General features: G+C 71.1%; 18 protein-coding genes and 1 tRNA gene. 9 read left to right on the top strand and 10 right to left on the bottom strand.

Annotated features, from left to right (window positions below; translation table 11 throughout):
* Positions 1–106 precede the first annotated feature (106 nt).
* On the bottom strand, positions 107–790 hold the full coding sequence (cmk, locus tag IE168_RS04670) for a (d)CMP kinase (RefSeq protein ID WP_189495702.1): 684 nt from the start codon (positions 788–790) through the stop codon (positions 107–109).
* Between the two features lie 129 nt (positions 791–919).
* On the opposite strand from cmk, the gene ykgO reads away from it, so the two are divergent.
* The 5 genes from ykgO (at position 920) to IE168_RS04645 (ending at position 4,892) form a co-directional block, all read left to right on the top strand.
* Positions 920–1,045, top strand: coding sequence for a type B 50S ribosomal protein L36 (gene ykgO, locus IE168_RS04665; RefSeq protein ID WP_005409283.1), 126 nt, complete (start codon positions 920–922; stop codon positions 1,043–1,045).
* Positions 1,046–1,247: 202 nt separating this feature from the next.
* Positions 1,248–1,574 (top strand): hypothetical protein, encoded by a 327-nt coding sequence (locus tag IE168_RS04660; protein WP_189495700.1) that lies wholly within the window; start codon positions 1,248–1,250, stop codon positions 1,572–1,574.
* Between the two features lie 4 nt (positions 1,575–1,578).
* A complete protein-coding gene (locus IE168_RS04655; RefSeq protein WP_189495698.1) occupies positions 1,579–2,610 on the top strand; it encodes an agmatine deiminase family protein in 1,032 nt (343 codons plus the stop codon).
* A gap of 70 nt (positions 2,611–2,680) precedes the next feature.
* Positions 2,681–3,565: a carbon-nitrogen hydrolase gene (locus IE168_RS04650; protein WP_189495696.1), complete on the top strand. Its 885-nt coding sequence runs from the start codon at positions 2,681–2,683 to the stop codon at positions 3,563–3,565.
* 31 nt (positions 3,566–3,596) lie between these two features.
* A complete protein-coding gene (locus IE168_RS04645; RefSeq protein WP_189495694.1) occupies positions 3,597–4,892 on the top strand; it encodes a TraB/GumN family protein in 1,296 nt (431 codons plus the stop codon).
* A 169-nt stretch (positions 4,893–5,061) separates the two neighbouring features.
* On the opposite strand, the gene IE168_RS04640 is transcribed toward IE168_RS04645, so the two are convergent.
* Genes IE168_RS04640 through IE168_RS04630 form a run of 3 tightly spaced genes read right to left on the bottom strand, consistent with a single transcriptional unit; the run spans position 5,062 to position 12,781 of the window.
* Positions 5,062–8,148 (bottom strand): efflux RND transporter permease subunit, encoded by a 3,087-nt coding sequence (locus IE168_RS04640; protein WP_189495692.1) that lies wholly within the window; start codon positions 8,146–8,148, stop codon positions 5,062–5,064.
* Positions 8,145–11,624 (bottom strand): efflux RND transporter permease subunit, encoded by a 3,480-nt coding sequence (locus IE168_RS04635; protein ID WP_229823133.1) that lies wholly within the window; start codon positions 11,622–11,624, stop codon positions 8,145–8,147. The genes IE168_RS04640 and IE168_RS04635 overlap by 4 nt, the downstream gene beginning before the upstream one ends.
* A gap of 20 nt (positions 11,625–11,644) precedes the next feature.
* A complete protein-coding gene (locus tag IE168_RS04630; RefSeq protein ID WP_189495688.1) occupies positions 11,645–12,781 on the bottom strand; it encodes an efflux RND transporter periplasmic adaptor subunit in 1,137 nt (378 codons plus the stop codon).
* Positions 12,782–13,015: 234 nt separating this feature from the next.
* Between IE168_RS04630 and IE168_RS04625 the strand changes: the two genes are divergently transcribed.
* A complete protein-coding gene (locus tag IE168_RS04625) occupies positions 13,016–13,348 on the top strand; it encodes a c-type cytochrome (protein WP_189495889.1) in 333 nt (110 codons plus the stop codon).
* An 8-nt stretch (positions 13,349–13,356) separates the two neighbouring features.
* Positions 13,357–13,785, top strand: a complete 429-nt coding sequence (locus tag IE168_RS04620; protein WP_189495686.1) for a c-type cytochrome — start codon at positions 13,357–13,359, stop codon at positions 13,783–13,785.
* Positions 13,786–13,879: 94 nt separating this feature from the next.
* Here IE168_RS04620 and IE168_RS04615 read toward each other — a convergent pair whose 3' ends face one another.
* Positions 13,880–15,601, bottom strand: coding sequence for a hypothetical protein (locus IE168_RS04615; RefSeq protein WP_189495684.1), 1,722 nt, complete (start codon positions 15,599–15,601; stop codon positions 13,880–13,882).
* 27 nt (positions 15,602–15,628) lie between these two features.
* A complete protein-coding gene (locus IE168_RS04610) occupies positions 15,629–16,222 on the bottom strand; it encodes an NfuA family Fe-S biogenesis protein (RefSeq protein ID WP_189495682.1) in 594 nt (197 codons plus the stop codon).
* A 100-nt stretch (positions 16,223–16,322) separates the two neighbouring features.
* Here IE168_RS04610 and IE168_RS04605 point away from each other — a divergent pair, with 100 nt between their 5' ends.
* On the top strand, positions 16,323–16,664 hold the full coding sequence (locus tag IE168_RS04605) for a 4a-hydroxytetrahydrobiopterin dehydratase (protein WP_189495679.1): 342 nt from the start codon (positions 16,323–16,325) through the stop codon (positions 16,662–16,664).
* 243 nt (positions 16,665–16,907) lie between these two features.
* Here the strand turns inward: IE168_RS04605 and IE168_RS04600 are convergent, their stop codons facing one another.
* On the bottom strand, positions 16,908–17,873 hold the full coding sequence (locus tag IE168_RS04600; protein WP_189495677.1) for an RluA family pseudouridine synthase: 966 nt from the start codon (positions 17,871–17,873) through the stop codon (positions 16,908–16,910).
* A 444-nt stretch (positions 17,874–18,317) separates the two neighbouring features.
* Between IE168_RS04600 and rne the strand changes: the two genes are divergently transcribed.
* On the top strand, positions 18,318–21,629 hold the full coding sequence (gene rne, locus IE168_RS04595; protein WP_189495675.1) for a ribonuclease E: 3,312 nt from the start codon (positions 18,318–18,320) through the stop codon (positions 21,627–21,629).
* A 23-nt stretch (positions 21,630–21,652) separates the two neighbouring features.
* Here rne and IE168_RS04590 read toward each other — a convergent pair whose 3' ends face one another.
* The 3 genes from IE168_RS04590 to IE168_RS04580 form a co-directional block, all read right to left on the bottom strand.
* On the bottom strand, positions 21,653–22,300 hold the full coding sequence (locus IE168_RS04590) for a response regulator (protein ID WP_189495673.1): 648 nt from the start codon (positions 22,298–22,300) through the stop codon (positions 21,653–21,655).
* A 148-nt stretch (positions 22,301–22,448) separates the two neighbouring features.
* Positions 22,449–22,536: transfer RNA gene (locus IE168_RS04585), tRNA-Ser, on the bottom strand.
* A 153-nt stretch (positions 22,537–22,689) separates the two neighbouring features.
* A complete protein-coding gene (locus IE168_RS04580; RefSeq protein WP_189495671.1) occupies positions 22,690–23,658 on the bottom strand; it encodes a LysR family transcriptional regulator in 969 nt (322 codons plus the stop codon).
* Positions 23,659–23,681: the final 23 nt, after the last annotated feature.

Raw genomic sequence — 23,681 nt, 5'->3', positions numbered from 1 at the left:
TCCACCCGTTGTCGGCGTGCGCGGGATTGCGCCTTGCCGTGAGTGCTGGTTGGAAACGGAAAATCCGCGCGGCGGTCGCCACGCGGGGCCATCTGCCGCGCCGGATTCAGGCCCCGTGCCCGGGCACCAAGGCCAGGACGCGCTCGACGACCGCCTCGATGCCCTGGCCGGTGGTGTCGATGCGCACGGCGTCTTCGGCCGGGCGGAGCGGAGCCACCGCGCGGCTGGCATCGCGCGCGTCGCGGGCCAGAATCTCCCGCAGCAGACCGTCCAATGTAACGGAAACCCCCTTGTCCTTCAACTGCTTATAGCGCCTTTCGGCGCGCTCCTCGGCGCTCGCGGTGAGAAAGACCTTCCAGCCGGCGTCCGGGAAGATCACCGTCCCCATGTCGCGGCCGTCCGCGACCAGGCCCGGGGCCTGGCGGAAGGCGCGCTGGCGCTCCTTGAGCGCCGAACGCACCTCGGGGATGGCGGCGATGGCGGAGGCCGCCGCCCCGGCGGTCTCGGTGCGCAGCTCATCGGTGGCGTCATGGCCGTTGACCAGCACCCGCGGCTCGCCCGCGGCATCGTCGCGGAAGCCGACCACGGTGTCGAAGGCGCAGCGGACCAGCGCGCCGGCGTCGTCCAGGTCCAGGTCGGCCCAGCCCGCGGCGACCCCGACCGCCCGGTACAGCGCGCCCGAATCCAGGTAGTGCCAGCCCAGTCGCGCGGCCACCGCGCGGCTGATCGTGCCCTTGCCGGAGCCGGAGGGGCCGTCGATGGTCAGTACCGGGATGGTGGATTCGGGCATGGTGGTCTCCGGGAGGGGCGGATATTCTAGACCGTGCCGCGCCGCATCCCGGGCAAGTACTTGATCCGGGGCCGCGGGTCCAGCTAGAATTGCCGGCTTGTTTGCCCCAACCATTTTCAGAGGTTCGTCATGAAGGTCCTGTCCTCCCTGAAGTCGGCGAAGGCCCGTCACCGCGACTGCAAGGTCGTTCGTCGCCGTGGCAAGATCTTCGTCATCTGCAAGTCCAACCCGCGTTTCAAGGCCCGCCAGCGCTGAGCCGGCTGCCCGGCGGCAGCGCATGCCGATGCATGCGGCAGCCGCCCGCGACGCCCGGAAGGCCGCAGCAATGCGGCCTTCCGCGTTTCCGGCACCCGCCCACCCCGTGACGGCGCGCCCGGTTCGGGGCGACTCACGCACCGGCACCGGCGCGATCTGTTAAAACGCTGCGGCTGCAAGCGATGCAGCCACCGGGGAGACCATGATGCGCTTGTCCATTGCACTGACCACCGCCGCCCTGCTCGCCGCCGCCGGCAGCGCCAGCGCCGACACCCTGCTCATCGAGCGCGTCCAGCACGAGACCGTGGCCATGCCCGCGCGCGGCTCGAGCATGTCGCAGGTCGAAGCCCGCTTCGGTGCGCCGGCCGAACGCATGGATCCGCGCGGCGGCCAGAAGCGCCAGTGGCCCACGATCCACCGCTGGGTCTACCCCGCGTTCACCGTGTACTTCGAGAACAGCCGCGTGATCGACGCGGTCGCCAACCAGGCCACGCCCGGCGAGACCGGTCCGAAGCCGCCGATCCGCTAAGCGAATGACCGAAAAGACCCTGCGTTTCCCCGCGGAGTGGGAGCCCCAGTCCGCGATCCTCCTCGCATGGCCGCACGCCGGCACCGACTGGGCCGAGCGCCTGGGCGAGGTCGAGGAGACCTATATCGCCCACGTCGCGGCGATCACCCGTTTCCAGCCGGTGCTCATCTGCGTGGCCGACGAGGACGTCGAAGCCTACGCGCGCGCGCGCTTGGCCTCGAACCGCATCGACATGAGCCGGGTCGGGTTCATCACCCTGCCCTACAACGACACCTGGCTGCGCGACACCGGGCCGATCTCGCTTGCCGGCGCGGAGGAGTTCGAGCTGCTCGATTTCCGCTTCACCGGTTGGGGTGGGAAGTTCGAAGCGGGCGAGGACGACCGCCTGGTGCAGCGCCTCCACGAGGCTGGAATCTTCCGCAACAGTTCCGTGCAATCGATTGATTTTGCTCTGGAAGGCGGGGCCATCGAAACCGATGGCGCGGGCAGCCTGCTGACCACCTGGCGCTGCCTGCACGAGCGCCATCCCGACGCCAGCCGCGAACAGCTCGACCAGCGCCTGCGTGGCTGGCTGCGTCAGGACCGCGTGCTCTGGCTCGACCACGGCTACCTGGAAGGCGACGACACCGATGCCCACGTCGACACGCTGGCCCGCTTCGCGCCGGACGACGCCATCGTGTTCCAGGCCTGCGACGATCCGGCCGACCCGCACTATGCCGAACTGTCGGCGATGGCCGCCGAGATCGCCGCGCTGCGCACGAGCGACGGCAGGCCCTACCGGCTGTTCCCGCTGCCGTGGCCGGTGCCGATCCTCGACGGCGGTCGCCGCCTGGCCGCCAGCTACGCCAACTACCTCGTCATCAACGGCGCCGTGCTCATGCCCGCCTACGACGACCCTGCCGACGATGGCGCCGCCGCCGTGCTTGCCGCCGCGCATCCGGGCCGCGAGATCGTGCAGGTGCCGTGCCGCGCGCTGATCTGGCAGAACGGCAGCCTGCACTGCATCTCGATGCAGCTGCCCGCCGGCCTGGCCTGATCACCCGAGGGACAGCATGGGCGGCCTACAATGGCCGGCTCACATGCATCGCCGCCACAGGGGCCCCGCCATGACCAGGAAGACCCTTCCCGTCGCGCTCGTCCAGGAGCGCAACCACGGCAGCGCCGCGGACAACCTCGAAGTGATCGAGGCCCGCGTCGCCGAGGCCGCGCGCCAGGGCGCGAAGCTGGTGCTGCTGCAGGAGCTGCACAACGGCGCCTACTTCTGCCAGCACGAGTGCGTGGACGAATTCGACCTCGCCGAGACCATCCCCGGGCCCAGCACCGAACGCCTCGGCGCGCTCGCCAAGCGCCACGGGGTGGTGCTGGTCAGCTCGCTGTTCGAGAAGCGCGCCACCGGCCTGTACCACAACACCGCGGTGGTCTTCGACGCCGACGGCAGCACGGCCGGCAAGTACCGCAAGATGCACATCCCCGACGATCCGGGCTTCTACGAGAAGTTCTACTTCACCCCGGGCGACCTCGGCTTCGAACCCATCGACACCTCGGTCGGCCGGCTCGGGGTGCTGGTGTGCTGGGACCAGTGGTACCCGGAGGCCGCGCGCCTGATGGCGCTGGCCGGCGCCGAGCTGCTGCTCTACCCGACCGCCATCGGCTGGGATCCGGACGACGACCAGGCCGAGAAGAACCGCCAGCGCGACGCTTGGATCCTCAGCCATCGCGGCCATGCGGTGGCCAACGGCCTGCCGGTGCTCAGCTGCAACCGCGTCGGCCATGAAGCATCGCCCATCGGCGCGTCGGGGATCGACTTCTGGGGCAACAGCCATGTGCTGGGGCCGCAAGGCGAGTTCATCGCCGAAGCCGGCGGCGACGCCACGATCCTCGCCTGCGAGGTCGACCTCGGCCGCAGCGAGGACGTGCGCCGCATCTGGCCCTTCCTGCGCGACCGCCGCATCGACGCCTACGACGACCTGCTGCGCCGCTACCGCGACTGACGCGCCCGCGGGCGCACGACTCCGGATTGCCATGACCGAGACTCCCGCAGGGCCCGACGCGGACCCCGTGACCGCCGCCCCCGCCACGGATCCGTCGGGCCCGCACCGTGACGCATCCGCCGACGCCGCCGGCGCGGCGTTCGACCTGGCCGCCCAGCCCCACGCCATCGTCGAACGCGACGGCGTGCGCTACACGCTGCTGGGCACCGCCCATGTCTCGCGCGCCAGCGTCGACGCGGTGCGCGCCGCGATCGCCACCGGCGCCTACGACGCCGTCGCGGTCGAACTCGACGAGCAGCGCCTGCAGGCGATGACCGATCCCGACGCGCTCGGGCGCATGGACCTGGTCAAGGTGCTGCGCGAGGGCAAGACGCCGCTGTTCGCCGCCAACCTGGCGCTGGCGGCCTACCAGCGCCGGCTGGCCGAGCAGATGGGCGTCGAACCCGGCGCCGAGCTCAAGGCCGCCGCCGCCGATGCCGGCGCGCGTGGCCTGCCCCTGCAGCTCATCGACCGCAACGTGGGCCTGACCTTCAAGCGCGCGATGCAGCGCCTGGGCTGGTGGGGGCGCGCGAAGGTCAGCGCGAGCCTGCTGATGGGCCTGCTGTCGAGCGACGAGGTCGGCGAGGACGAGATCGAGCGGCTCAAGCAGGGCGATGTGCTGGAGTCGAGCTTCAGCGAGTTCGCGGGCGAGACGCCCGAGCTCTACGAGACCATCATCGCCGAGCGCGACCGCTACATGGCCGCTCGCCTGCGCGAAGCGCCCACGGGCGCGCGCGAGGTGCTGGCGGTGGTCGGAGCGGGCCATCTCAAGGGCCTGGCCGAACACCTGCGCGACGACACCGCGCCTCCGGCCGAGTTGCGCGCATCGCTGGAACAGGTGAAGCAGAAATCCCGGGTGCCGTGGATGGAGCTCGTCATCGGCACCATCGTCATCGGCGGCTTCGCCTGGGGCTTCTGGCAGGGTGGCATCGACGTCGGTGCGGACCTGCTGCTGCAGTGGGTGCTGGTCACCGGCGTCCTCGGCGCGCTGGGCTGCGCGATCGCCGGCGGGCATCCGCTGAGTATCCTGTCGGCCTTCATCGCATCACCGCTGACCCCGCTGCACCCCGCGCTCGCCTCGGGCACGGTCAGCGCCGTCGTCGAGGCCATGCTGCGCAAGCCGACCTATGCCGACTTCATGGCCCTGCGCGAGGACGTCAACAGCGCGCGCGGCTGGTGGCGCAACCGCGTCGCGCGCGTGCTGCTGAACTTCTTCCTCACCAGCCTCGGCACCGCGATCGGCGTGTGGACCGGCGGGCTGAGGATTCTGGGCACGCTCTTCGGTTGAGGGCGGGCCGGGTCGCAGCTGTAGCTGCTCCTACCGCACGGCATACCCGCACGCCACGCCCCAGACCCCACGCCACGCACGCCCATCCGCACGCACGCACGCACGCAATGACTGTAGGAGCAGCTACAGCTGCGACCCACGCCCCTGACTGCCACGATCAACACGGCAATCAGGCCATCGCGGCAGCCCCCTCTCCGCCACGCCCGCGCGCTCGCCTGAGCACGCGCGCGGTGCCGTTGGCGAGGTCGTCGAGAATCGCGTAGATCGTGGGCAGGAACAGCAGGCTCACGCCGGTCGAGAACGCCAGGCCGCCGGCCACCGCGCGCGCCATCGGCGAATAGGCCAGGCCGCCCAGCACCACGGTCTCGCTGAGCGAGATCGGCACCATCGCCAGGATCGCCGTACCCATGGTCATCAGGATCGGGCGCAGGCGCTCGCGGCTGCCCTCGACCAGCGCGTCGGTGCGCGACAGGCCGCGGCGGCGCAGGTTGTTGATGTGCTCCACCATCACGATGCCGTTGTTCACCACCACGCCCATCAGCACCAGGATGCCGATGAAGGCCATGATCGTGAACGAGGTGCCGGTGATCCAGAACAGCCAGAACACGCCCAGGATCGAGAACAGCACGCAGCTCATGATCGCTGACGGGAACAGCAGCGACTCGAACACCGCGGCCATCACCACGTAGATCATCACCAGCGCCAGCACGAAGTTGAACAGCATCTGGTTCATCGCCTGCTGGCTTTCCTCGAAGCCGCTGCCCGAGAACGAATGGCCGTAGCCGGGCGGCAGCGTCACCGCACCGAGCACGCCCTCCATCGCCTTGCGGGCTTCGTCCATGGTCGCCTCGCCCTCGAGGTTGGCCTGGATGCCCAGCGCGGTCTGGCGATCGTGGCGCGTGATCCGGGTGGCCGACGGCGTCACCTGCAGGTCGACCATCGCCGACAGCGGCACCTGGCGCCCGTCCGGCGAACGCACCATGAAGCCGGCGATGTCGCCCGGGCCGTATTCCTGCGCGCCGCTGAAGCGCACCCAGACCGGCACCTCGGTGTCGTCGCGCCGGTACTCGCGCAGCTGGGTGCCGCGCAGCGCCATCGACACGAACGACGACACCTGCTGGGCGCTGAAGCCGAACGCCGCCGCGCGCTCGCGGTCCACCCGCACCGCCAGTTCGTCGGTGCTGGCGCCCCCGTCGATGCGCACGTCGCGCAGCTCCGGGCGCGCCTCCAGCATCGGCACCAGTTCCGTGGCCAGCTCGCGCAGCACCGGGGCGCTGTCGCCGACCAGCTGCACGCTCACGTTCTGGCCCATGCCGCCACCGCCTCCGCCGCCCTGTCCGCCCGGCCCGGACACGCCGATCTCGGCGCGCGCCGACTTCGGCAACCCCTTGCTGATCGCCTCCGACAGCGGGCGCAGGTCGGCGATGCCCTCTTCGAAGGTGATGATCGTTCCGGCATCGTTGCCCTCGCTGAAGTACGAGTACACCTGGGTGATGCGGAAACGCTCGCGGTTGGCATCGAGGAAGCCCTCGACCCGCGTGACCTCCTCGGACATCTGCGGCAGCGTGTAGCCGCCGTTCCATTTGTAGTAGAGCTGGATCTCGCCCTGCTCGCCGCCGCCGAACATGTCGAAGGTTGTGCCCTTGATCGGCACCAGGCTCAGCGCGACCACCAGCACGATGCCGGCCACGCTCCAGCCGCGGTGCGCCAGGGTCCAGCGCAGCAGGCGCGCGTAGCGGTCCTGCAGGCGCCGGATCACCCCGCCCTTCTCCACCAGCGCTGGCGGCGTGCGCATGCGCGCCGACAGCATCGGGATCAGGCTCACCGCGACCAGCCACGAGGCCAGCAGCGACACCGAGATGGTGATCGCGATCTGCGCCATGAAGATGCTGATGTCGTTGACCTCGCCCAACAGGTTGGGCAGGAACACGATGCAGTGGCACAGCGTGCCCGCCGACAGAGCGATCGCGACGTGCTTCGTGCCCGCCAGCGACGCGCGCACCGGATTGCCGGGGTCGCGCTCGCGCTCCTGGTAGATGCTCTCCACCACCACCACGGCGTTGTCGACCAGCATGCCGACGGCCAGCAGCAGGCCCATCAGGCTCAGCACGTTGAGCGTGACGCCGAAGAAGTGCATGAAGCCGAGCGTCATGATGAAGCAGATCGGGATCGCCAGCGTCACCATCAGCGTCGACGGCCAGTGGCGCAGGAAGAAGAACAGCACCGCGATCGACAGCAGCAGGCCGACTGCGCCGGCCTCCGCAAGTTCGATCAGCGAGCCGGTGACCTCCTTGCCCATGTCGTGCATCACCTTGAACTCGATGCCTTCCAGGCCGGGATCGCGCCCGGCGGCATCCAGCTCGGCCATGGCCGCGCGCGAAACCTCGACCAGGTTGGCGTCGCGCTCCTTGAACACCTCCAGGCCCACGGCCTGGCGGCCGTCCAGGCGGCGCGCGAAGTCGATGCGCGCGGGCTTCAGCCGCACCTCGGCGATGTCGCCCAGGCGCAGCCCGCCGGTGTCGATGACCAGCTCGCGCAGCTGGTCGAGGGAAGCGATCTCGCCCTGAGGCTGCACGCGCAGGCGCACGCCACCATCCTCGAGCATGCCCGCGGAGACCGAGAAATTGACCGTCCGCAGGCGCTCGGCGAGCGTGTTGAGCGCCACGCCGTGCGCGTTGAGCCGGTCCGGGTCGATCGCGATCTCGACCTCGTTGGCCGGCGCACCGTTGATCTCGACACGGGCCACGCCGGGCACCCGTTCGATCCGGCGCTTGAGCAGCCTATCGAGCAGGTCGTACGACGCCGACAGGTCGACGTCGCCCGCCAGGCGCACGCGCAGGATCGCCTGGTCGCCGCTCGACCACTTGAAGACGAAGTAGCGGCGGAAGTCGTCGGGCAGGTCGTCGCGGATCGCGTCCAGCCGCTCGCGGGCCTCGGACGCGGTGATCGCGATGTCGCGGTCCCAGTCGCGGAACTCCATGAAGATGCCGGCGCCGTTGGCGTCGGCCTGGCCGCGCATGCGCTTGATGCCGGTCATCGTCGCCAGCGCTTCCTCGGCCGGGCGCAGCAGGTTGCGCTCCACCTCTTCCGGCGACGAGCCCTCGTAGGGCAGCTGCACGAACAGGAACGGCGCCGACACGTCGGGCAGCGCCTCCAGCGGCAGCCGGAAGGCCGCGATCAGGCCGACCACCACCAGTGACACGAACAGCATCACCGTGGTGACCGGCCGCCGCAGGCTGAATTCCGCGACGGTCATGCCGGCAGCCCCTCCCGGCCACGATCGCCGTCGCTGTCGTCGCCCGCCGCGGCGCGCGCGCGGCGGCCACGCTCCAGGTACCAGGCGTCGCCGCGACGATCGAGCAGGTCGTACACCACCGGGATCACCAGCAGCGTCAGCAGCGTCGACACCAGCAGGCCGCCGATCACTGTGATCGCCATCGGCGAGCGCACCTCGGCGCCCTCGCCCAGGGCGAGCGCCAGCGGCATGAAGCCGAACAGGGTCGACAGCGTGGTCATCACGATCGGGCGCAGGCGCGAGCGCGCGCCCTCCACCAGCGCGTCGCGCTTGGCCATCCCGGCCTCGCGCAGCTGGTTGATCTTGTCGATCAGGATGATCGCGTTCTTCACCACCAGGCCGACCATCAGGATCAGGCCGATGAACACCACTACCGAGATCGTGTTGCCGGTCAGCAGCAGGCCCAGCACCGCGCCCACCATCGCCAGCGGGATGGTGAACAGGATCACGAACGGGTGCAGCAGCGACTCGAACTGCGAGGCCATCACGAGATACACCATGAAGATCGCCAAGCCGAACGCGAACAGCAGCGAGGACATCGATTCGGCCAGTTCCTCGCCCTGTCCGCCGATGTGCATGCCGATGCCGGCGCCCAGCGGATTGGCGGCCACGAGGGTCTCGACGTCCTGCACCGCGGCGCCCAGGTCGATGCCGCGCAGGTTGGCCGAGACCACCGCCACGCGGCCGAGGTCGGCACGATGGATCTCGCTCGGCCCGGTGGTCGCGACCACCTCGGCCACGGTCGCCAGCCGCACCGGCCGCGCCGCGCCCGGGTTCACGATCAGGTCGCGGATCGCCTGCACCGAGTCGCGCTCGGATTCGCGCGCACGCACCAGCACGTCGATCTTGCGGTCACGGAAGTCGTAGCGCGTCGCCACCTCGCCGCGCACCGAGTTCACCACCGCGTCCGCTACCTGGCGCGTAGTCAGGCCCATCGCGCCGGCCCGCTCCTGGTCGAAGACGATGCGGATCTCGGGCGCGCCCTGCTCCACGGTCGACTTGACGTCGGCGTAGTGCGGGCTTTTCCGCAGCAGTTCGGCCAGGCGTCCGCCGGCCGCGGCCAGCGCGTCCAGGTCGTGCCCGCGCAGCTCGATCTCCAGCGGGCTGGAGAAGCTGAAGAGCGCCGGCCGGCTGAAGTCGACCTGGGCGCCGGCCTGGCCCTGCATCGTCGCCCGCAGGCCTTCGGTGAGGCGCGCTTCCACCTCTTCGCTGCCGCCGCCTTCCATCACCACCGAGAGCTTGCCGATGTTCTCGCCGCTGTCGGTCGGGTTCGCATCCAGGCGGGTGCCGGTGCCGCTCACACCGAACAGCACCGACACGCCCTCGTCATCGGCATGCGCCTGCTGCACCCGCCGCATCATCGCGTCGGTCTCGCGCAGCGGCGTGCCGGGCGGCAGCCGCATCGTCATCTCGAAGCGGTCCTGCGCGAGCTGCGGGATCAGGTCGGTGCCCAGCGTCGGCACGATCGCCATGCTGAGCACGAAGGCCGCCGCGGCCACGCCCAGCACCAGGCGCGGGCGCGCCAGCGCGCCGGGAAGCAGGCGCAGGTAGCCGCGTTCGGCGCGGTCGTAGGGCGCCATCGCGATGCGGCTGGCCATGCCCATCGGCCTGCCGACCGCCGCCGACAGCAGGCGTCCGGCGCGCACCACCAGCCAGGAGATGCCGAAGGCCACGCCGCGCACGGCCGCGCCGATCCAGCGCGAGACCGCCGCGAACGGGCGCTGCCAGCGCGACGCCGGCCGCCACTGCGGATGCGGCGCCTCTTCCGGGAACGCCATCGGCGCCGGCGACTTCAGCGCGCTCAGCATCGGGATCAGGGTCATCGCCACCACCAGCGAAATGCCCACGGCCAGCGCGATCGTCAGCGCCTGGTCGCGGAACAGCTGCCCGGCGATGCCTTCGACGAAGACCAGCGGCAGGAACACCGCGATGATCGTCAGCGTGGACGCCACCACGGCCATGCCCACCTCGCGGGTGCCGGCGATGGCGGCATCGATGATGCCCAGCCCGCGCTCGCGCGCCTTGGCGATGCTTTCCAGCACCACGATCGAGTCGTCGACTACCAGGCCCGTCGCCAGCGCCAGGCCGCCCAGCGACATGACGTTGAGGCTCAGCCCCAGCTGGTCCATGAAGAAGAACGTGGTGATGATCGAGACCGGCAGCGAGATACCGACCACGAAGGTGCTCCAGCCGCTGCGCAGGAACAGGAAGATCACCAGGATCGCCAGCGTGCCGCCGAAGACCGCGTCGGTGCGCACGTCGGAAATCGCGGCGCGGATGAAGCGCGCCTGGTCGTCGACCACGTCCAGCGCCACGCCCGGCGGCAGCTCCTTGCGGATCCGCTGCAGCCGCTCCTCGACCGCGGCCGCGGTGGCCACGGTATTGGCGTCGCCTTCCTTGTAGATCGCCAGCTCCACGGCCTCGCGGCCGTCGAGGCGGATGATCGCCTCGCGCTCCTTCCAGCCCTGGCGCACTTCGGCGACGTCGCCAAGGCGCACCGCGCGGCCATCGGCCACGGCCCGGTTGGACGAGGCCGCGGCGCTCTGCGCCGACATCGCCGCGGCCATGACCGAGGCGTCGCCCGAGGCCGCGGCGATGCGCGCGACCTCGTCGGCGCCGCCACCGCCGCTGCCGCCGGTCTGGGTCGCGACCAGCATCCCGCGGATCTCGTCAACGGTTTCGAACTGGTTGATCGTGCGCACCAGGTAGCGCTGGGTGCCCTGCTCCAGGCGCCCGCCGGACAGGTTGATGTTCTCCTCGCGCAGGCGCTGCACCACGGCATCCGGCGCCAGGCCGATGCGCGCGAGCGCCTGCAGGTCGAGCTCGACCTGGATCTCGTCCTCGAGGCCGCCGCCGACCTTGATCGCGGCGACGCCGCTCACCGGCTCCAGCTTCTTCTTCAGGTCGTCGTCGGCATAGCGGCGCAACAGGGTGAGCTGGCGCGCGGCATCGCCCTCGCCTTCGTCCGCGCTCAGGGCGAGGCGCAGGATCGGTTCGGTGGATGGATTGAAGCGCAGCAGCACCGGCGGCTCGACTTCCAGCGGCAGCGCCAGGGTGTCGAGCTTGTCGCGCACCTCCAGGCTGGCCTGGTCCATGTCGGTGCCCCAGGCGAACTCGAGCACGACGTCGCTCTGCCCGGTCCGCGACACCGAGCGCAGCTTGCGCACGCCCTTGACCACGCCCAGCGCCTCTTCCACGGGCTCGCTGACCAGGGTCTCGATCTCCTGCGGCGCAGCGCCGGTGTACTCGGTGCGCACGGTCAGCGTCGGATAGCTGATGTCCGGCAGCAGGTTGACCTTGAGGTTGCCCAGCGCGATCAGGCCGAACAGCAGCATGCTGACCGTCACCATCGCCACCGTCACCCGTCGCCGCACCGAAAACCCGACCAGGCCATCGGCGCGCACGGTGCCGTCGACGCCGCTGTCGTCCTGGTGCATCCCCGTCCCCTGGTGGTCGCTCATTGCCGTTCGCCGTCCGCCTTCGCGTCGGCATCGGCATCGGCGGCGGCGACCGCCACCGGCGCGTCGCCGATCACCTGCACCGCGCTGCCGTCGCGCAGCGCGACCTTGCCGGCGGTGACCACGCGCTCGCCCTCGGCCAGACCGTCACGCACCTCGATGAAACCGCCGTCGACGTAGCCGGTGGTGATCGCCGTGCGCACGGCCTTGCCGTCGCGGACCACGTACACCGCCGGTTCGCCGTCGTCCTCCAGCAGCGCCGTGCGCGGGATCGCCAGCGCCGCGCCGCGGCTGTCGTAGTCGATGCCGATGCGCGCGAACATGCCCGGTTGCAGCACCCCGTCGTCCGGGTCGAAGGCGCAGACCACGCGGAAGGTGCCGCTTCCGGCATCGACCACCGGTGCGATCCGGTCGACCACGCCCTCGAAGGTCTTCCCCGCCAGCGCATCGACCTGCATGCGCACCGGCAGCCCCGCGCGCAGCGTGGTCAGGTCACGCTCGGGCACGTTGAGCGTGGCCTCCAGGCGCGAGTTGTCGACGATGCGGATGATCGGCGTGTTGATCTGCACGAAATTCCCCGGCTTGATCGAGCGCGAGGCGACCACGCCGGAGATCGGCGCGGTGACGTTGGTATAGGAGAGTTCGAGCTGGGCCATGCGCAGCATGGCGCGGGCGTTCTCGAGGTCGAAGCGCAGCTGGTCGTGGTCGCCCACGCTCACCATCTGCTGCTTGACCAGTTCGCTGGCGCGGCGGAAGTTGGCCTCCAGCTTCTTGACCTGCACGTCGGCCTGGGCGAGGTTGAGGCGCGCGCGGTCGGCGTCGATCCGCACCAGCACCTGGCCCGCGCGCACCACGTCGCCTTCCTCCACCAGCACCTGCAGCGCGACGCCGGAGGTCTTGGCCACGACCTGGGCTTCCGCGCGCGCCTCCAGCGAAGCACTGCCGCTGTAGCTGGCCGCCATTGCCCTCGGCGTGGCGGGCACGGCCTCCACCGTCACCGGCGGCGGCGCTTCGTCCTCCTTCCTGCCATCGTCGCCGGCGCGGCTTCCGCAGCCCGCAAGCAGGATCAGCGAGGCCAGGAACACGGTGGCGGGACCGGCGATACGACGTCGGGCAGCAGAGCGGATAGCGTGCATGTGGAGGCGAGCCAAAATGGTGTGGTAGGAAGGTACATCACCGGGCCACCTCCGCCCATGCGCCGAAGGTCATGCCACCCTTTGGCGGAGCGCCGGGGCCGACTGCCGAGGCGCCGATGCACGCCACCGTTAACAGGTCCCGAAGCGCTCGCTATACTCCGGCGACGGTCTGCGACGGGGAGAGATGTCGTGGGCACCAGCCAACCACAGACACAGGAAGCGGAACCCGACATGATGCGACCGTTGCAGATCGCCGCCTGCCTTGCCCTTGCCCTTGCCGCCCACTCGCCCGCCGCCTCCGCGCAGCAGGCCGCCGGCAATCCCGAGACAGGCCGCGGACTCACCTATACCTGCGTGGGCTGCCACGGCATCGAGGGCTACAAGAACGCCTATCCGCACTACCACGTGCCCAGGATCGGCGGCCAGTCGGCGGAGTACCTGACCAACGCGCTCACCGAGTACCGCAATGGCACCCGCAAGCATCCGACGATGGAAGTCCAGGCCCAGAGCTTCTCCGACCAGGACATCGCCGACATCGCCGCCTTCCTTTCGGGCCTGACGAAGTGAGCCGCGCCATGAAGACCTCCGCATTCCGCCTGGCCGCCGCACTCGCCGCCGGCCTCGTCCTGTCCGCCTGCGGCGGCGCCCCCGCCGAGCCCGGCCTGGCCCGCGCGACCACGGTCAACGCGCTGCCCGAGGGCAGGCTCGCCGAGGGTGAAGCCCGGGCCAACACCAAGGGCGCGGCGACCGGCCAGTCCTGCGTCGACTGCCACGGCGCCGATGGCAACACCCCGCTCGACCCGACCTACCCGAAGATCGGCGGGCAGTACCGCGACTACCTGGCGCACGCGCTGCAGGCCTACCGTTCCGGTGCCCGCGAGCACGCGCTGATGTCCAGCCAGGCCGCCGACCTCGACGACCAGCAGATCGCCGACCTGGCCGCGTGGTTCGCCTCGCGCCCGACCGAGCTCCGCGACCTGCACGGCGTGCACAGCATCAACTGACGGCGCCGACGGCGCCAGGTCGACCCCGCGAAGCCCGCCATGCGCGGGCTTCGTGCCGTCTGGCCGTATGCCGCCCCCGCCGCGCCTGCAGGGCTCAGGATCCCGGCGGACTGCCGAGGGCGTCCTGGTCTTCCATCAGCTCGGGCTTGAACGGCACGTCCGGCGGCTTGCGCGCGCGCGCGGGCTGTTCCTGCAGGTTGGGATCCATGATGTCGCAGGCACCGCCAAGCGCGAGCATCACCGTCACGCAGCGGATCGTCTTCGTGGTGCCCGGGATCGGGATGCGCACCTCGGTGACGCTCTTGCGCACCCGCTCCTCCAGCAGCGTCTCGCTGGGCATCCAGAAACGGTCGAACGAGGTCGGTTCGTAGTCGTAAGGCGGACGCTTGAGCCAGGTGCCGTGGCGGTCGATGTTCTCGAAATCCTCGGTGATGGTGCCCGGCGGCAAACCGCCGCCGACGCGTCCGCCGTCGGCCAGGCGCGGCCGGCCGTCGCCGTCGAACAGGCCCGATCCGCCGGGCGTGCCAGCCTGGCGTCCGGGCACGTTGCGCGCGGAGTCGCCCCAGTCATCGGCAACGGTGCGCGCCGGCGACCCGCCGGGCGGCTGGCCCGCCTGCGATCCGGCGCCGGGAGATGCCGCCGGGGCACGCGCGCCGTCGTTCGCATCTGGCCGGCCGCCAGCCGACGATGACGGCGGCGCGTCCGCCCTGCCGCTGCGCGCATCCGTCGCGGCCGCCTGCGCCGTGCCCTGTGCGGTCGCAGCCGCACGCCCGGCGGGCATCGGCACGTCGCGGGAGGGCGCGGCGGGCGCACGTGCCCGCAGTGCCGGAGCGGCCACCGGAGGCGCCGCAGCCGCCGGGCGAAGGCGGACATCCGGCGCTTCCCGCAGCTCGACGGCGCGCTCGTCGACCGCCACCCCGTGCGATGGCGCCGCGGGTACCGGCACGTCGACCTGTCGCGGCGCGCGCACGCCCGGCGCGACCACGTCGACCGGATCGGCGATCTCGACCTCTCGGCTGCGCACCGCGATCTCCTTGGCCTGGAGCGCCGGCGCGGTCATTTCCAGCTCGCGTTGCGGTGGCACCACGTGGCGGCTGTCGGGGATCTCGACCTCGGTGACCTGGAGTTCCTGCGGCGTGGGCAGCACGAGCGCGGGCAGCTCGGGCACCTCGACCGTCACCTCGCGGACCGGCAGCGGCGGAGGCGTGGCGTCGGCAGGCGGCGGCGCGGCGTCCGGAGCCACGTCGGCGACAGGCTCCGGTTCCGGCTGCGCGGGCGCGGGCATGGCCACCGCGTCCGCCGGCCGGGGCTCGCTCACGTCCGCGGGCGCCTCGGGGGCACCTCCGCCGGCGTCGTCGACCGGCGTGCCGTCACCGATGTATTCAACCTGCAGCACGTGCTCCTCGCCGTCGCGCGCCGCGGCTTCCCCGCTGGCCACGAACGGCAGGCGGAACACCATCAGCCACACCAGCGCCAGCACGAACAGCAGGTGCAGCAGCAGGCTGCCCGACATCGATGCCACCCGCGTCCAGCGCTCGTCGCGGCTGGCCGGCTGCCAGTCCTGGCGCCACAGCGCGGCAAAGGCCCGCCAGCGACCGAGCTGTTCGACGATGCCCGACGGCGGCAGCGGCGCACGCGCGGCGACCACCGCCACCACATCCTCCGCCCGCGCGCCGGTCACGTGCCCCGGCCGCGCCGACATCATGGCGAACCAGTCCCGCCAACCAGGCGGGAACTCGCCCGGGGGCGGCTGCGGGCGCAGGGACCGCCGCATGCGGCGGCGGAGGGCTTCGATCAGTTCGGCGGAAGAGAACATCCGTCGGCGTCGAAGCGGGCCGGAGGATCAGGCCGTCGCGCGGGGGATGTACGGCGCCGAACCGGTGTCGTGGTCGGTCGCATCGCGCACCGCGGTCACGCCCGGCACCTGTTCCATCAGGGTCTTCTCGATGCCCTGCTTCAGGGTGACGTCGGCCATGCCGCAGCCGTGGCAGCCGCCGCCGAAGCGCAGCAGCACCACGCCATCGGCGCTGACCTCCTCCACCGCGACGTGGCCGCCGTGGGAGGCCAGCTGCGGGTTGACCACGTGCTGGATCGTCCAGCGCACACGCTCGACCAGCGAGGCTTCGTCGTCGGGCTTCACGCCCTTGATGCGCGGGGCGCGGATCTGCAGCTGCCCGCCGGTGGCGGCGGTCGCATAGTCGATTTCAGCGCCTTCCAGGAAGGGCACGCTTCCGGCATCGAGCCACAGCGTGAAGCCGTTGCAGTCCACGGCCCATTCGTCGCCGCTGAGCTCGTCGGGCGCCGCGAACTCGAGGCGGACGTCGGCCTGCGGCGTGCCGGCGTGGGTGGCGGCCAGGCGCACGCCCATGCCGGGCACGCCTTCGCGCTCCACCAGCTTGCGGAAGTGGGCCTGTGCGGAATCGGAGATCTGGATCATGCGGCTATTCTATCCATCCCGCCCGGCTTTGCCGCGCAGCCCCCACCGCACGTCGCCGTGCGACACGCAGCGTTCAGGCGCTCGCCACCAGGAGCCCACCATGTCCGACCTCGTCCCCCTCGCCCGCGCCCACTGCCTGCCGCGTCGCGGCGCCGAGCACCGCCTGCCCGAAGCCCGCGTGCGCGAACTGCTGCCCGAAGTCCCCGAGTGGACCCTGGCCGAGGATGGCAAGGCGCTTCTGCGCACCTTCCGCTTCCCGGACTACCGCCACACGATGTCGTTCGTGAATGCGCTGGCGCACATGGCCAACCGCGAGGACCACCACCCCGATCTGGGCGTGCACTACGACCGCTGCGAGGTGCGCTGGTCCACCCACGACGTCGGTGGGCTCAGCGAGAACGACTTCATCTGCGCCGCGCGCACCGACGAACTCGCGTCCTGAGCCCCTCTGCACCCACCTCCTGCACCCCGCCCCCCGTAGGAGCAGCTACAGCTGCGACCAGCAGCGGATAACCGCAGCCCTGCAGCAAATGGTCGCAGCTGTAGCTGCTCCTACAGGGAAGCGCGGAGGCGTGTGGAAGCGCGGGGCGCGGGGCAGCCCGAACGCGCGGGGGATCGCGAACGCGCAGGGAGGCGCTGGGCCGCGGGCACGCACGCCGATAGTTGCCTGGCCCTGCCGGCCGCCTCAGGCCAGCCGGTCCAGCGCCTCGACCAGGTCCGGCGCCAGCGGCGCGGTCAGCACGTAGGGCGCGCGCCCGCCGTCAAGCGCGAACTCCAGCGAGGTCGCGTGCAGGAACAGCCGGCGCAGGCCGATGCGCTCGCGCAGGCGGCGATTGGCCTCGGCATCGCCGTACTTGTCGTCGCCGGCCACCGCATGCCCGATGTGACGAGCGTGCACGCGGATCTGGTGGGTGCGGCCGGTTTCGATCCGGACCTCGCAGTACGACTGGCCGCCGCGGCGCTCGAGGACGCGGAAGTGGCTGAGCGAGGGCTTGCCCGCCGGATCGACCTGCACGTGGCGCTCGCCGCCCTGGCGCAGGCCGACGTGCAGCGGCGCGTCCACGCTCATCACGCCGTCGGGCATCCGCCCCAGCAGCAGGGCCAGGTAGCGCTTGCGCAGCCCGGCGCCGGCATCCTCGCGCATCAGCGCCTGCAGTTCCGACAGCGCCGAGCGCTTCTTGGCGACCACCATCAGGCCCGAGGTGTCCCGGTCCAGCCGGTGCACCAGCTCGAGCTCCTGGTTGGGCCGCAGCGCCCGCAGGGTCTCGATCACCCCGAAGCTGATGCCGCTGCCGCCGTGGCTGGCGATCCCCGAAGGCTTGTTGATGGCCAGCAGGCGGGCGTCCTCGAACACGATGCTCGCCGCCATGGCCTCGAGCAGGCCCGGGGACGGACTGCCCTTCGCGGCCGGATCCTCGATCCGGACCGGCGGGATCCGGACCTCGTCACCGCCCTCCAGGCGCCGGTCGGCCCGGACCCGGCCCCCGTTCACGCGCACCTGCCCACTGCGCACGATCTTGTAGACCAGCGAGCGCGGGGCGCCCTTCAGGTAGCCAAGCAGGAAGTTGTCCAGCCGCTGGCCGTCGCGGTCCTCGGCGATCCTGACCGTGCGAACGCCACCGGTGGCCGGGGTCCTGCCTGCATCGCTCATCGTGTGCTCCTGGCTGCGCCGGAATGCCTTCCGGGGCATCCGACCTGAATTCTTTTTCTGCTACACTCGACGGGCGAGATAAGGCCCTGATTTCGCTGGAAGTTCCCCGGCCAAAAGCCGGCCTTCCGCGGGTCCATCCAGAGCGCGGCCACTGCCCCCGGGGCAGCCATGTTAGCGGCTGGACGGCAGGTCCTGTGATCGCCCGGTGCCAAGGCGCCGGCGCTGAACATGTCCCGCGCGGCGCGCAGGCCTGTCCCCCCGGACGTGCCTGCGCGGCCGCCGGCCCGAAACAGACTGCAACATGGAACAAGCGCTCCCGCGGTCCGCCGTGGTGTGCAGCGCTGGAAGCAACCACCGCCGCCAGGCGCTCGCGCGCCGGCGGCAGGCCACATCCAGGCGAAACGCCCCGGCGTTCCGCGTGCGAGAGCGCGCGAGGACGCAACAATGAAGCGCATGCTGATCAATGCGACGCAGGCAGAAGAACTGCGCGTCGCCATCGTCGATGGCCAGAACCTCTACGACATCGACATCGAGCAACCCTCGAAGGAACAGAAGAAGTCCAACATCTACAAGGGCCGCATCACCCGGATCGAGCCCTCGCTCGAAGCGGCCTTCATCGAGTACGGCGCCGAGCGCCACGGCTTCCTGCCGCTGAAGGAAATCTCCCGCGACTACTTCGCCTCCGGCGTCGACCACAACAAGGCCGGCATCAAGGAGCTGCTGCGCGAGGGCCAGGAGGTCGTGGTCCAGGTCGACAAGGACGAGCGCGGCAACAAGGGGGCGGCGCTGACCACGTTCATCTCGCTGGCCGGCCGCTACATGGTGCTGATGCCGAACTCGCCCACCGCCGGCGGCGTCTCGCGCCGGATCGAGGGCGAGGACCGGGCCGAGCTCAAGCGCGCCATGGACGCGCTGCAGATCCCCGACGACATGGGCGTGATCATCCGCACCGCCGGCGTCGGCCGCGATGCCGAAGAGCTGCAGTGGGACCTCGACTACCTGCTGTCGGTATGGAAGGCCGTGGCCGAGGCCGCGCTGTCCAAGCCGGCGCCGTTTCTGATCTACCAGGAATCGCGGCTGATCATCCGCGCCCTGCGCGACTACATGCGCGCCGACATCGGCGAGATCCTGGTCGACACCCCGGAGATGTACGCCGAGGCGCGCGAGTTCGTCGAGCAGGTGATGCCGCACAACCTGCGCAAGCTCAAGCACTACACCGACGACGTCCCGCTGTTCAACCGCTTCCAGATCGAGTCGCAGATCGAGAACGCCTACGAGCGCACCATCCGCCTGCCCTCGGGCGGCGCGCTGGTGATCGACCAGACCGAGGCCCTGACCGCGGTCGACGTGAACTCGGCGCGCGCCACCAAGGGCGGCGACATCGAGGAAACCGCGTTCCACACCAACCTGGAGGCGGCCGAGGAAGTGGCGCGCCAGCTGCGCCTGCGCGACCTCGGCGGCCTGGTGGTGATCGACTTCATCGACATGTCCTCGAACAAGCACCAGCGCGAGGTCGAGAACCGGCTGCAGAACGCGCTCAAATACGACCGCGCACGCGTGCAGCTGGGCCGCATCTCGCGCTTCGGCCTGCTGGAAATGAGCCGCCAGCGCCTGCGCGCGAGCCTGGGCGAATCCAGCCAGATCGTCTGCCCGCGCTGCGAGGGCCACGGCCGCATGCGCAGCGTCGAGTCGCTGGCGCTGGCGATCATCCGCCTGGCCGAAGAGCACGCGATGAAGGACAACACCGGACAGGTGCTGGTGCAGGCCCCGGTGGAGATCGCCAACTACCTGCTCAACGAGAAGCGCAGCGCACTGCGCGAGATCGAGACCCGCCACAAGGCGCCGATCGTGATCGTGGCCGACGAGCAGCTGCACACGCCGCACTACGAAGTCACGCGCCTGCGCGCCAACGAGCTGGACGAAGAGTCGGCGAAGCCGAGCTACCGCCGCGGTACGCCGCGCAAGGTGGCGACGATCGCGCTGACCAAGGCCAACCTCAATGTGCCCGCAGCCGCGGTGACCAAGGTGCAGCATGCGCGCCCGGCACCGGTGCGCGAACCGCGCCCGGAGCCGGTGGCAGCGCCGGAACCGGCGCCGGCCCCGGCGCCAGTGGCAGCCCCGCTGGCGGCCAGCGGCGGCATCGTCGGCTGGCTGAAGGCGCTGTTCGTCGGCCAGCCCGCCGCCGAAGCGTCGAAGCCCGCCACAGGAACCCCGGGCAAGCGCCGCGGTGAACGCGGCGACGAGCGCGGCCCGCGCCAGGAGCGCGATGGCCGCGGCAACCGCAACGGCGGCAATGACCGTCGCGAAGGTGGCCGTCGCGACGGCCGCCGCGGCGCTGGCGAACAGGGCCAGGGCGGCAAGCAGAAAGCGCCCGGCCAGCAGAATGGCCAGGGAGGCCAGCAGGCCGCGGGCGGCCTGAACGCCCAGCCGGCACAGAAGCCCCCGCGCGAGAAGCCGGCGCGCGACAAGCGCGAACGCGGCGACAACGAGCGCAATGGCCAGGGCCGCCAGCGTCGCGGCGACCAGGCCCAGGGCAAGGCGACCGAGGGCGCTGCGCGGGATGTCGTCGAGACGGCGCCGGTCGCCGTGGCTGCGGCGACTGTGGTTCCGGCCGCTGCGGCCGCCAGCCAGTCCGGCGATGAGCGTGCCCACGAGCAGCCGGCCCAGGTCGCGGCCGACGCCGTGAAGCAGACCGTCGTGCACGCGGATGCCGGCGACGGCCCTGCGACCCCGGCCGACGCCACCGGCACCACCAGCGCCAGCGCGGATGCGGGCAGCGATGCCGGTCATGCCGGCGGCACGGACGACGAGTCCGGCGATGGCGCGCAGAAGCGCCGCCGCGGTCGCCGCGGTGGCCGTCGCCGTCGCCGCGGGAACGCCGAGGGCGCTGCCGCCGACGCCGCGTCGCCGGTTGCGGGCGAATCGCCCGAAGAGGCTGCCGACGTATCAGTGGCGCGCAGCTCGCAGCCGGAGTTCGATTTCTCGGACGACGAGGCCGAAGTGAAGCCGTCGGCAGCCGCCACCGGACGCGCAACTCCGGCCACCGCCGCCGTGGCAGCAGTGGCCACGGCCGCCGCGACCGCTCCGGAGCGCCAGGCAGCGGGCCCGGGCGAGGCATCCATTGGAGTCCCGCCCACCTCGACGACCGCGACGTCAGCGGACGACGCATCTGCCGCCCAGGCCGAGCCGCGCCCCGCACCGCGCACGCCCGATGCCGTGGATGTTGCCGATGCGAAGGCCGACGGCGCCGCCACGGAAGCCGTCGATGCGAAAGCCGACCACGCCGCCGTGGAGGACGCGTCCACGTCGCCTGCGGACAAGGCAAAGCCGGCCGCGACCATCGCGCCGGAGCCGGCCCAGGCCGTGGTCCAGGCGCCGGACGTAGACGCGCCAGCGATCGACACGCCGAAGGCTGATGCGCCGGTGCCTGCCGTCGACGCCATCGCCGCCGGCACCGTCGAGGCGGCCGATGCCGCGGCCTCGGCGCCCGCGTCCGTCGCCGGCACAGGCACCGAAGTCGAGTCCGACCGGGAAGTCGACGCACCGCGCGAGGCCGCTCCGGCCGACGTGCTCCCGACGCCTGCCCCGCAGCCGCGCGGCCTGTTCGACGGTCTCGAGGCATCGGCCACGCCCACCGGCACAGGTGCCGATGGCGAGGACGTGGCTGAAGACGCAACCGCTGCATCGGCCGCGCCTGCGGACGTCGCAACCGACGAAGGCGACAAGAAGGACCAGGCGCCGCCCACCGGCGCCTGATCCGGAGCCCTGCCCCGCGTACGCTAGATGGCGTGCGCGGGGTCGGCCATGCCGTACTGGCTGGCCAGGCGCGCGAGCGCGATGCTGTCGTGCACCTGCAGCTTCTCGAACAGCCGCGTCTTGTGCGTGTTGATGGTCTTCGCGCTCAGGCTCAGCCTGCGCGCGATTTCCTCCTGCCGCATGCCCTGCACCAGCAGCATCGCGACTTCGGTCTCGCGCGGCGAGAGTGAATCGAACGGCGACTCCGTCGCATCCAGGCCCGACAGCGCCAGCGACTGCGCCACACGGCTAGCCAGGAACCGCCGTCCCGACGCCACTTCGCGCACCGCACGCAGCAGCTCGCGCGCATCCCCGCCCTTGCCCACGTAGCCCGCCGCGCCCGCGGCGATCATCCGCTTGGGCATGGGGCCATCCTCGAGCACCGACACCACGATCACCTTCGGCCCGTACTCGCCGCGCACGATGCGCTCGGTCACCTCGAGCCCGCTGACGCCGGGCAGGTGCAGGTCGCAGAGCACGATGTCGGGCTTCAACGCGCGGATCTCCGGCAAGGCATCCTCGCCGCTCTCCGCTTCGCCCACCACTTCGATGTCGGTCTCGGCCGACAGGATCATGCGCATCCCTGCGCGTACCAGTGCGTGGTCATCCACCACGTAGACCCTGATGGTCATCCTTGTCCCCTCATGACGCGTTCTTGGATCCCCGGGGGCGAGGCTAACCGTGGCGCCGCAGCGCCGCAAGCGCACTGCGTTCGTGGTCCTGGATGCACTGTGACCATGTCGACATCCTGCGCCCGGAGTGACCGGCGCGCTGCATTCATGGCGGAAGAGGTGGGATTCGAACCCACGAAAGGTTGCCCTTTGCCGGTTTTCAAGACCGGTGCCTTCAACCGCTCGGCCACTCTTCCGGGAGCTTGCCGCGGCGCTGCCTTACGCCCTGGTGGACTTTGGTCCGACAGGCACCGGCAGCGCGGGTGCGATTGTCGCACGGGCAGCGGCATTCATCCCGCCCTGCCGCTGTTGCACGTGGGCGCTCGTTGCACGGCGGGGACACCCCGCCGTCACGCGGCCCGCGCGGGACCTTCGGCCGGCTCGTCGCGCACGCACGACTGGCAGTCCAGGCGCGAGGCCTCGATCAGCGGCGGCAGCTTTTCGGCCAGGAAATCGATGAACACCCGCACCGCCGGCAGCAGCCCGCGACGCGAGGCGAACACCAGGTGCGCGATGCCCTGCGGCAGGCGCCACTCCGGCAGCACCACCTCCAGCTCGCCGTTGCGGACAGCCTCGGCGCACAGCGTCTCCGGCAGCATGGTGATGCCGAGGCCCTGGCGCGCCAGCGCCATCAGCATCGGGAAGTCGCCGCCGGCCACGCGCGGCTTGAGCTCGATGCGGCGCGTCTCGCCGTCGGCGCCCTGCAGCTCCCAGCGCTGGCGCACTTCATCCTCGCCCATGGTCATGGTGGTGTGGTCGTTGAGCTCTTCCGGCGTCTTCGGCCGGCCCGCGCGATCCAGATAGGTCGGGCTGGCGACCAGCAGCTCCTGGATCTGGCCGAAGCTGCGCATCACCAGGCTGCCGTCGTCGTCGAGCTTGTTGCGCACGCGGATGGCGACGTCGAAACCCTCGTTGATGACATCGACGCGGCGGTTCGAGACGTGCATCTGCACGCGCACCTGCGGATAGCGCGCCAGGAACTCCGGCAGCAGCTGCGGCATCTGCTGCTGCGCGAGCCCGACGGGCACGCTGGCGCGCACGATGCCGCGCGGCTCGGCGCTGAGCCGGTCGACGACCTCGCGCGCCGCGGTGGCTTCCGCGAGCATCGACTGCGCATGCCGGTAGACGCTCTGGCCGACGTCGGTCACCGCGAAGCGGCGGGTGGAGCGCTGCAGCAGGCGCACGCCCAGCTCGGTCTCCAGCTGGCTGATGCGGCGCGAGAGGCGCGACTTGGGGATGCCGAGCGCGCGCTCCGCCGCCGCGAAACCACCGTGGTCGACGACCATGGCGAAGTAATAGAGATCGTTCAGATCCTGCATCCGGGCGACTCCCAATAGAACAA

This window comes from Luteimonas padinae, assembly GCF_014652935.1.
Taxonomy (GTDB): domain Bacteria; phylum Pseudomonadota; class Gammaproteobacteria; order Xanthomonadales; family Xanthomonadaceae; genus Luteimonas; species Luteimonas padinae.
Note: the sequence above shows the minus strand (reverse complement) of the source record. Positions and strands in the feature narration are given on the sequence as shown.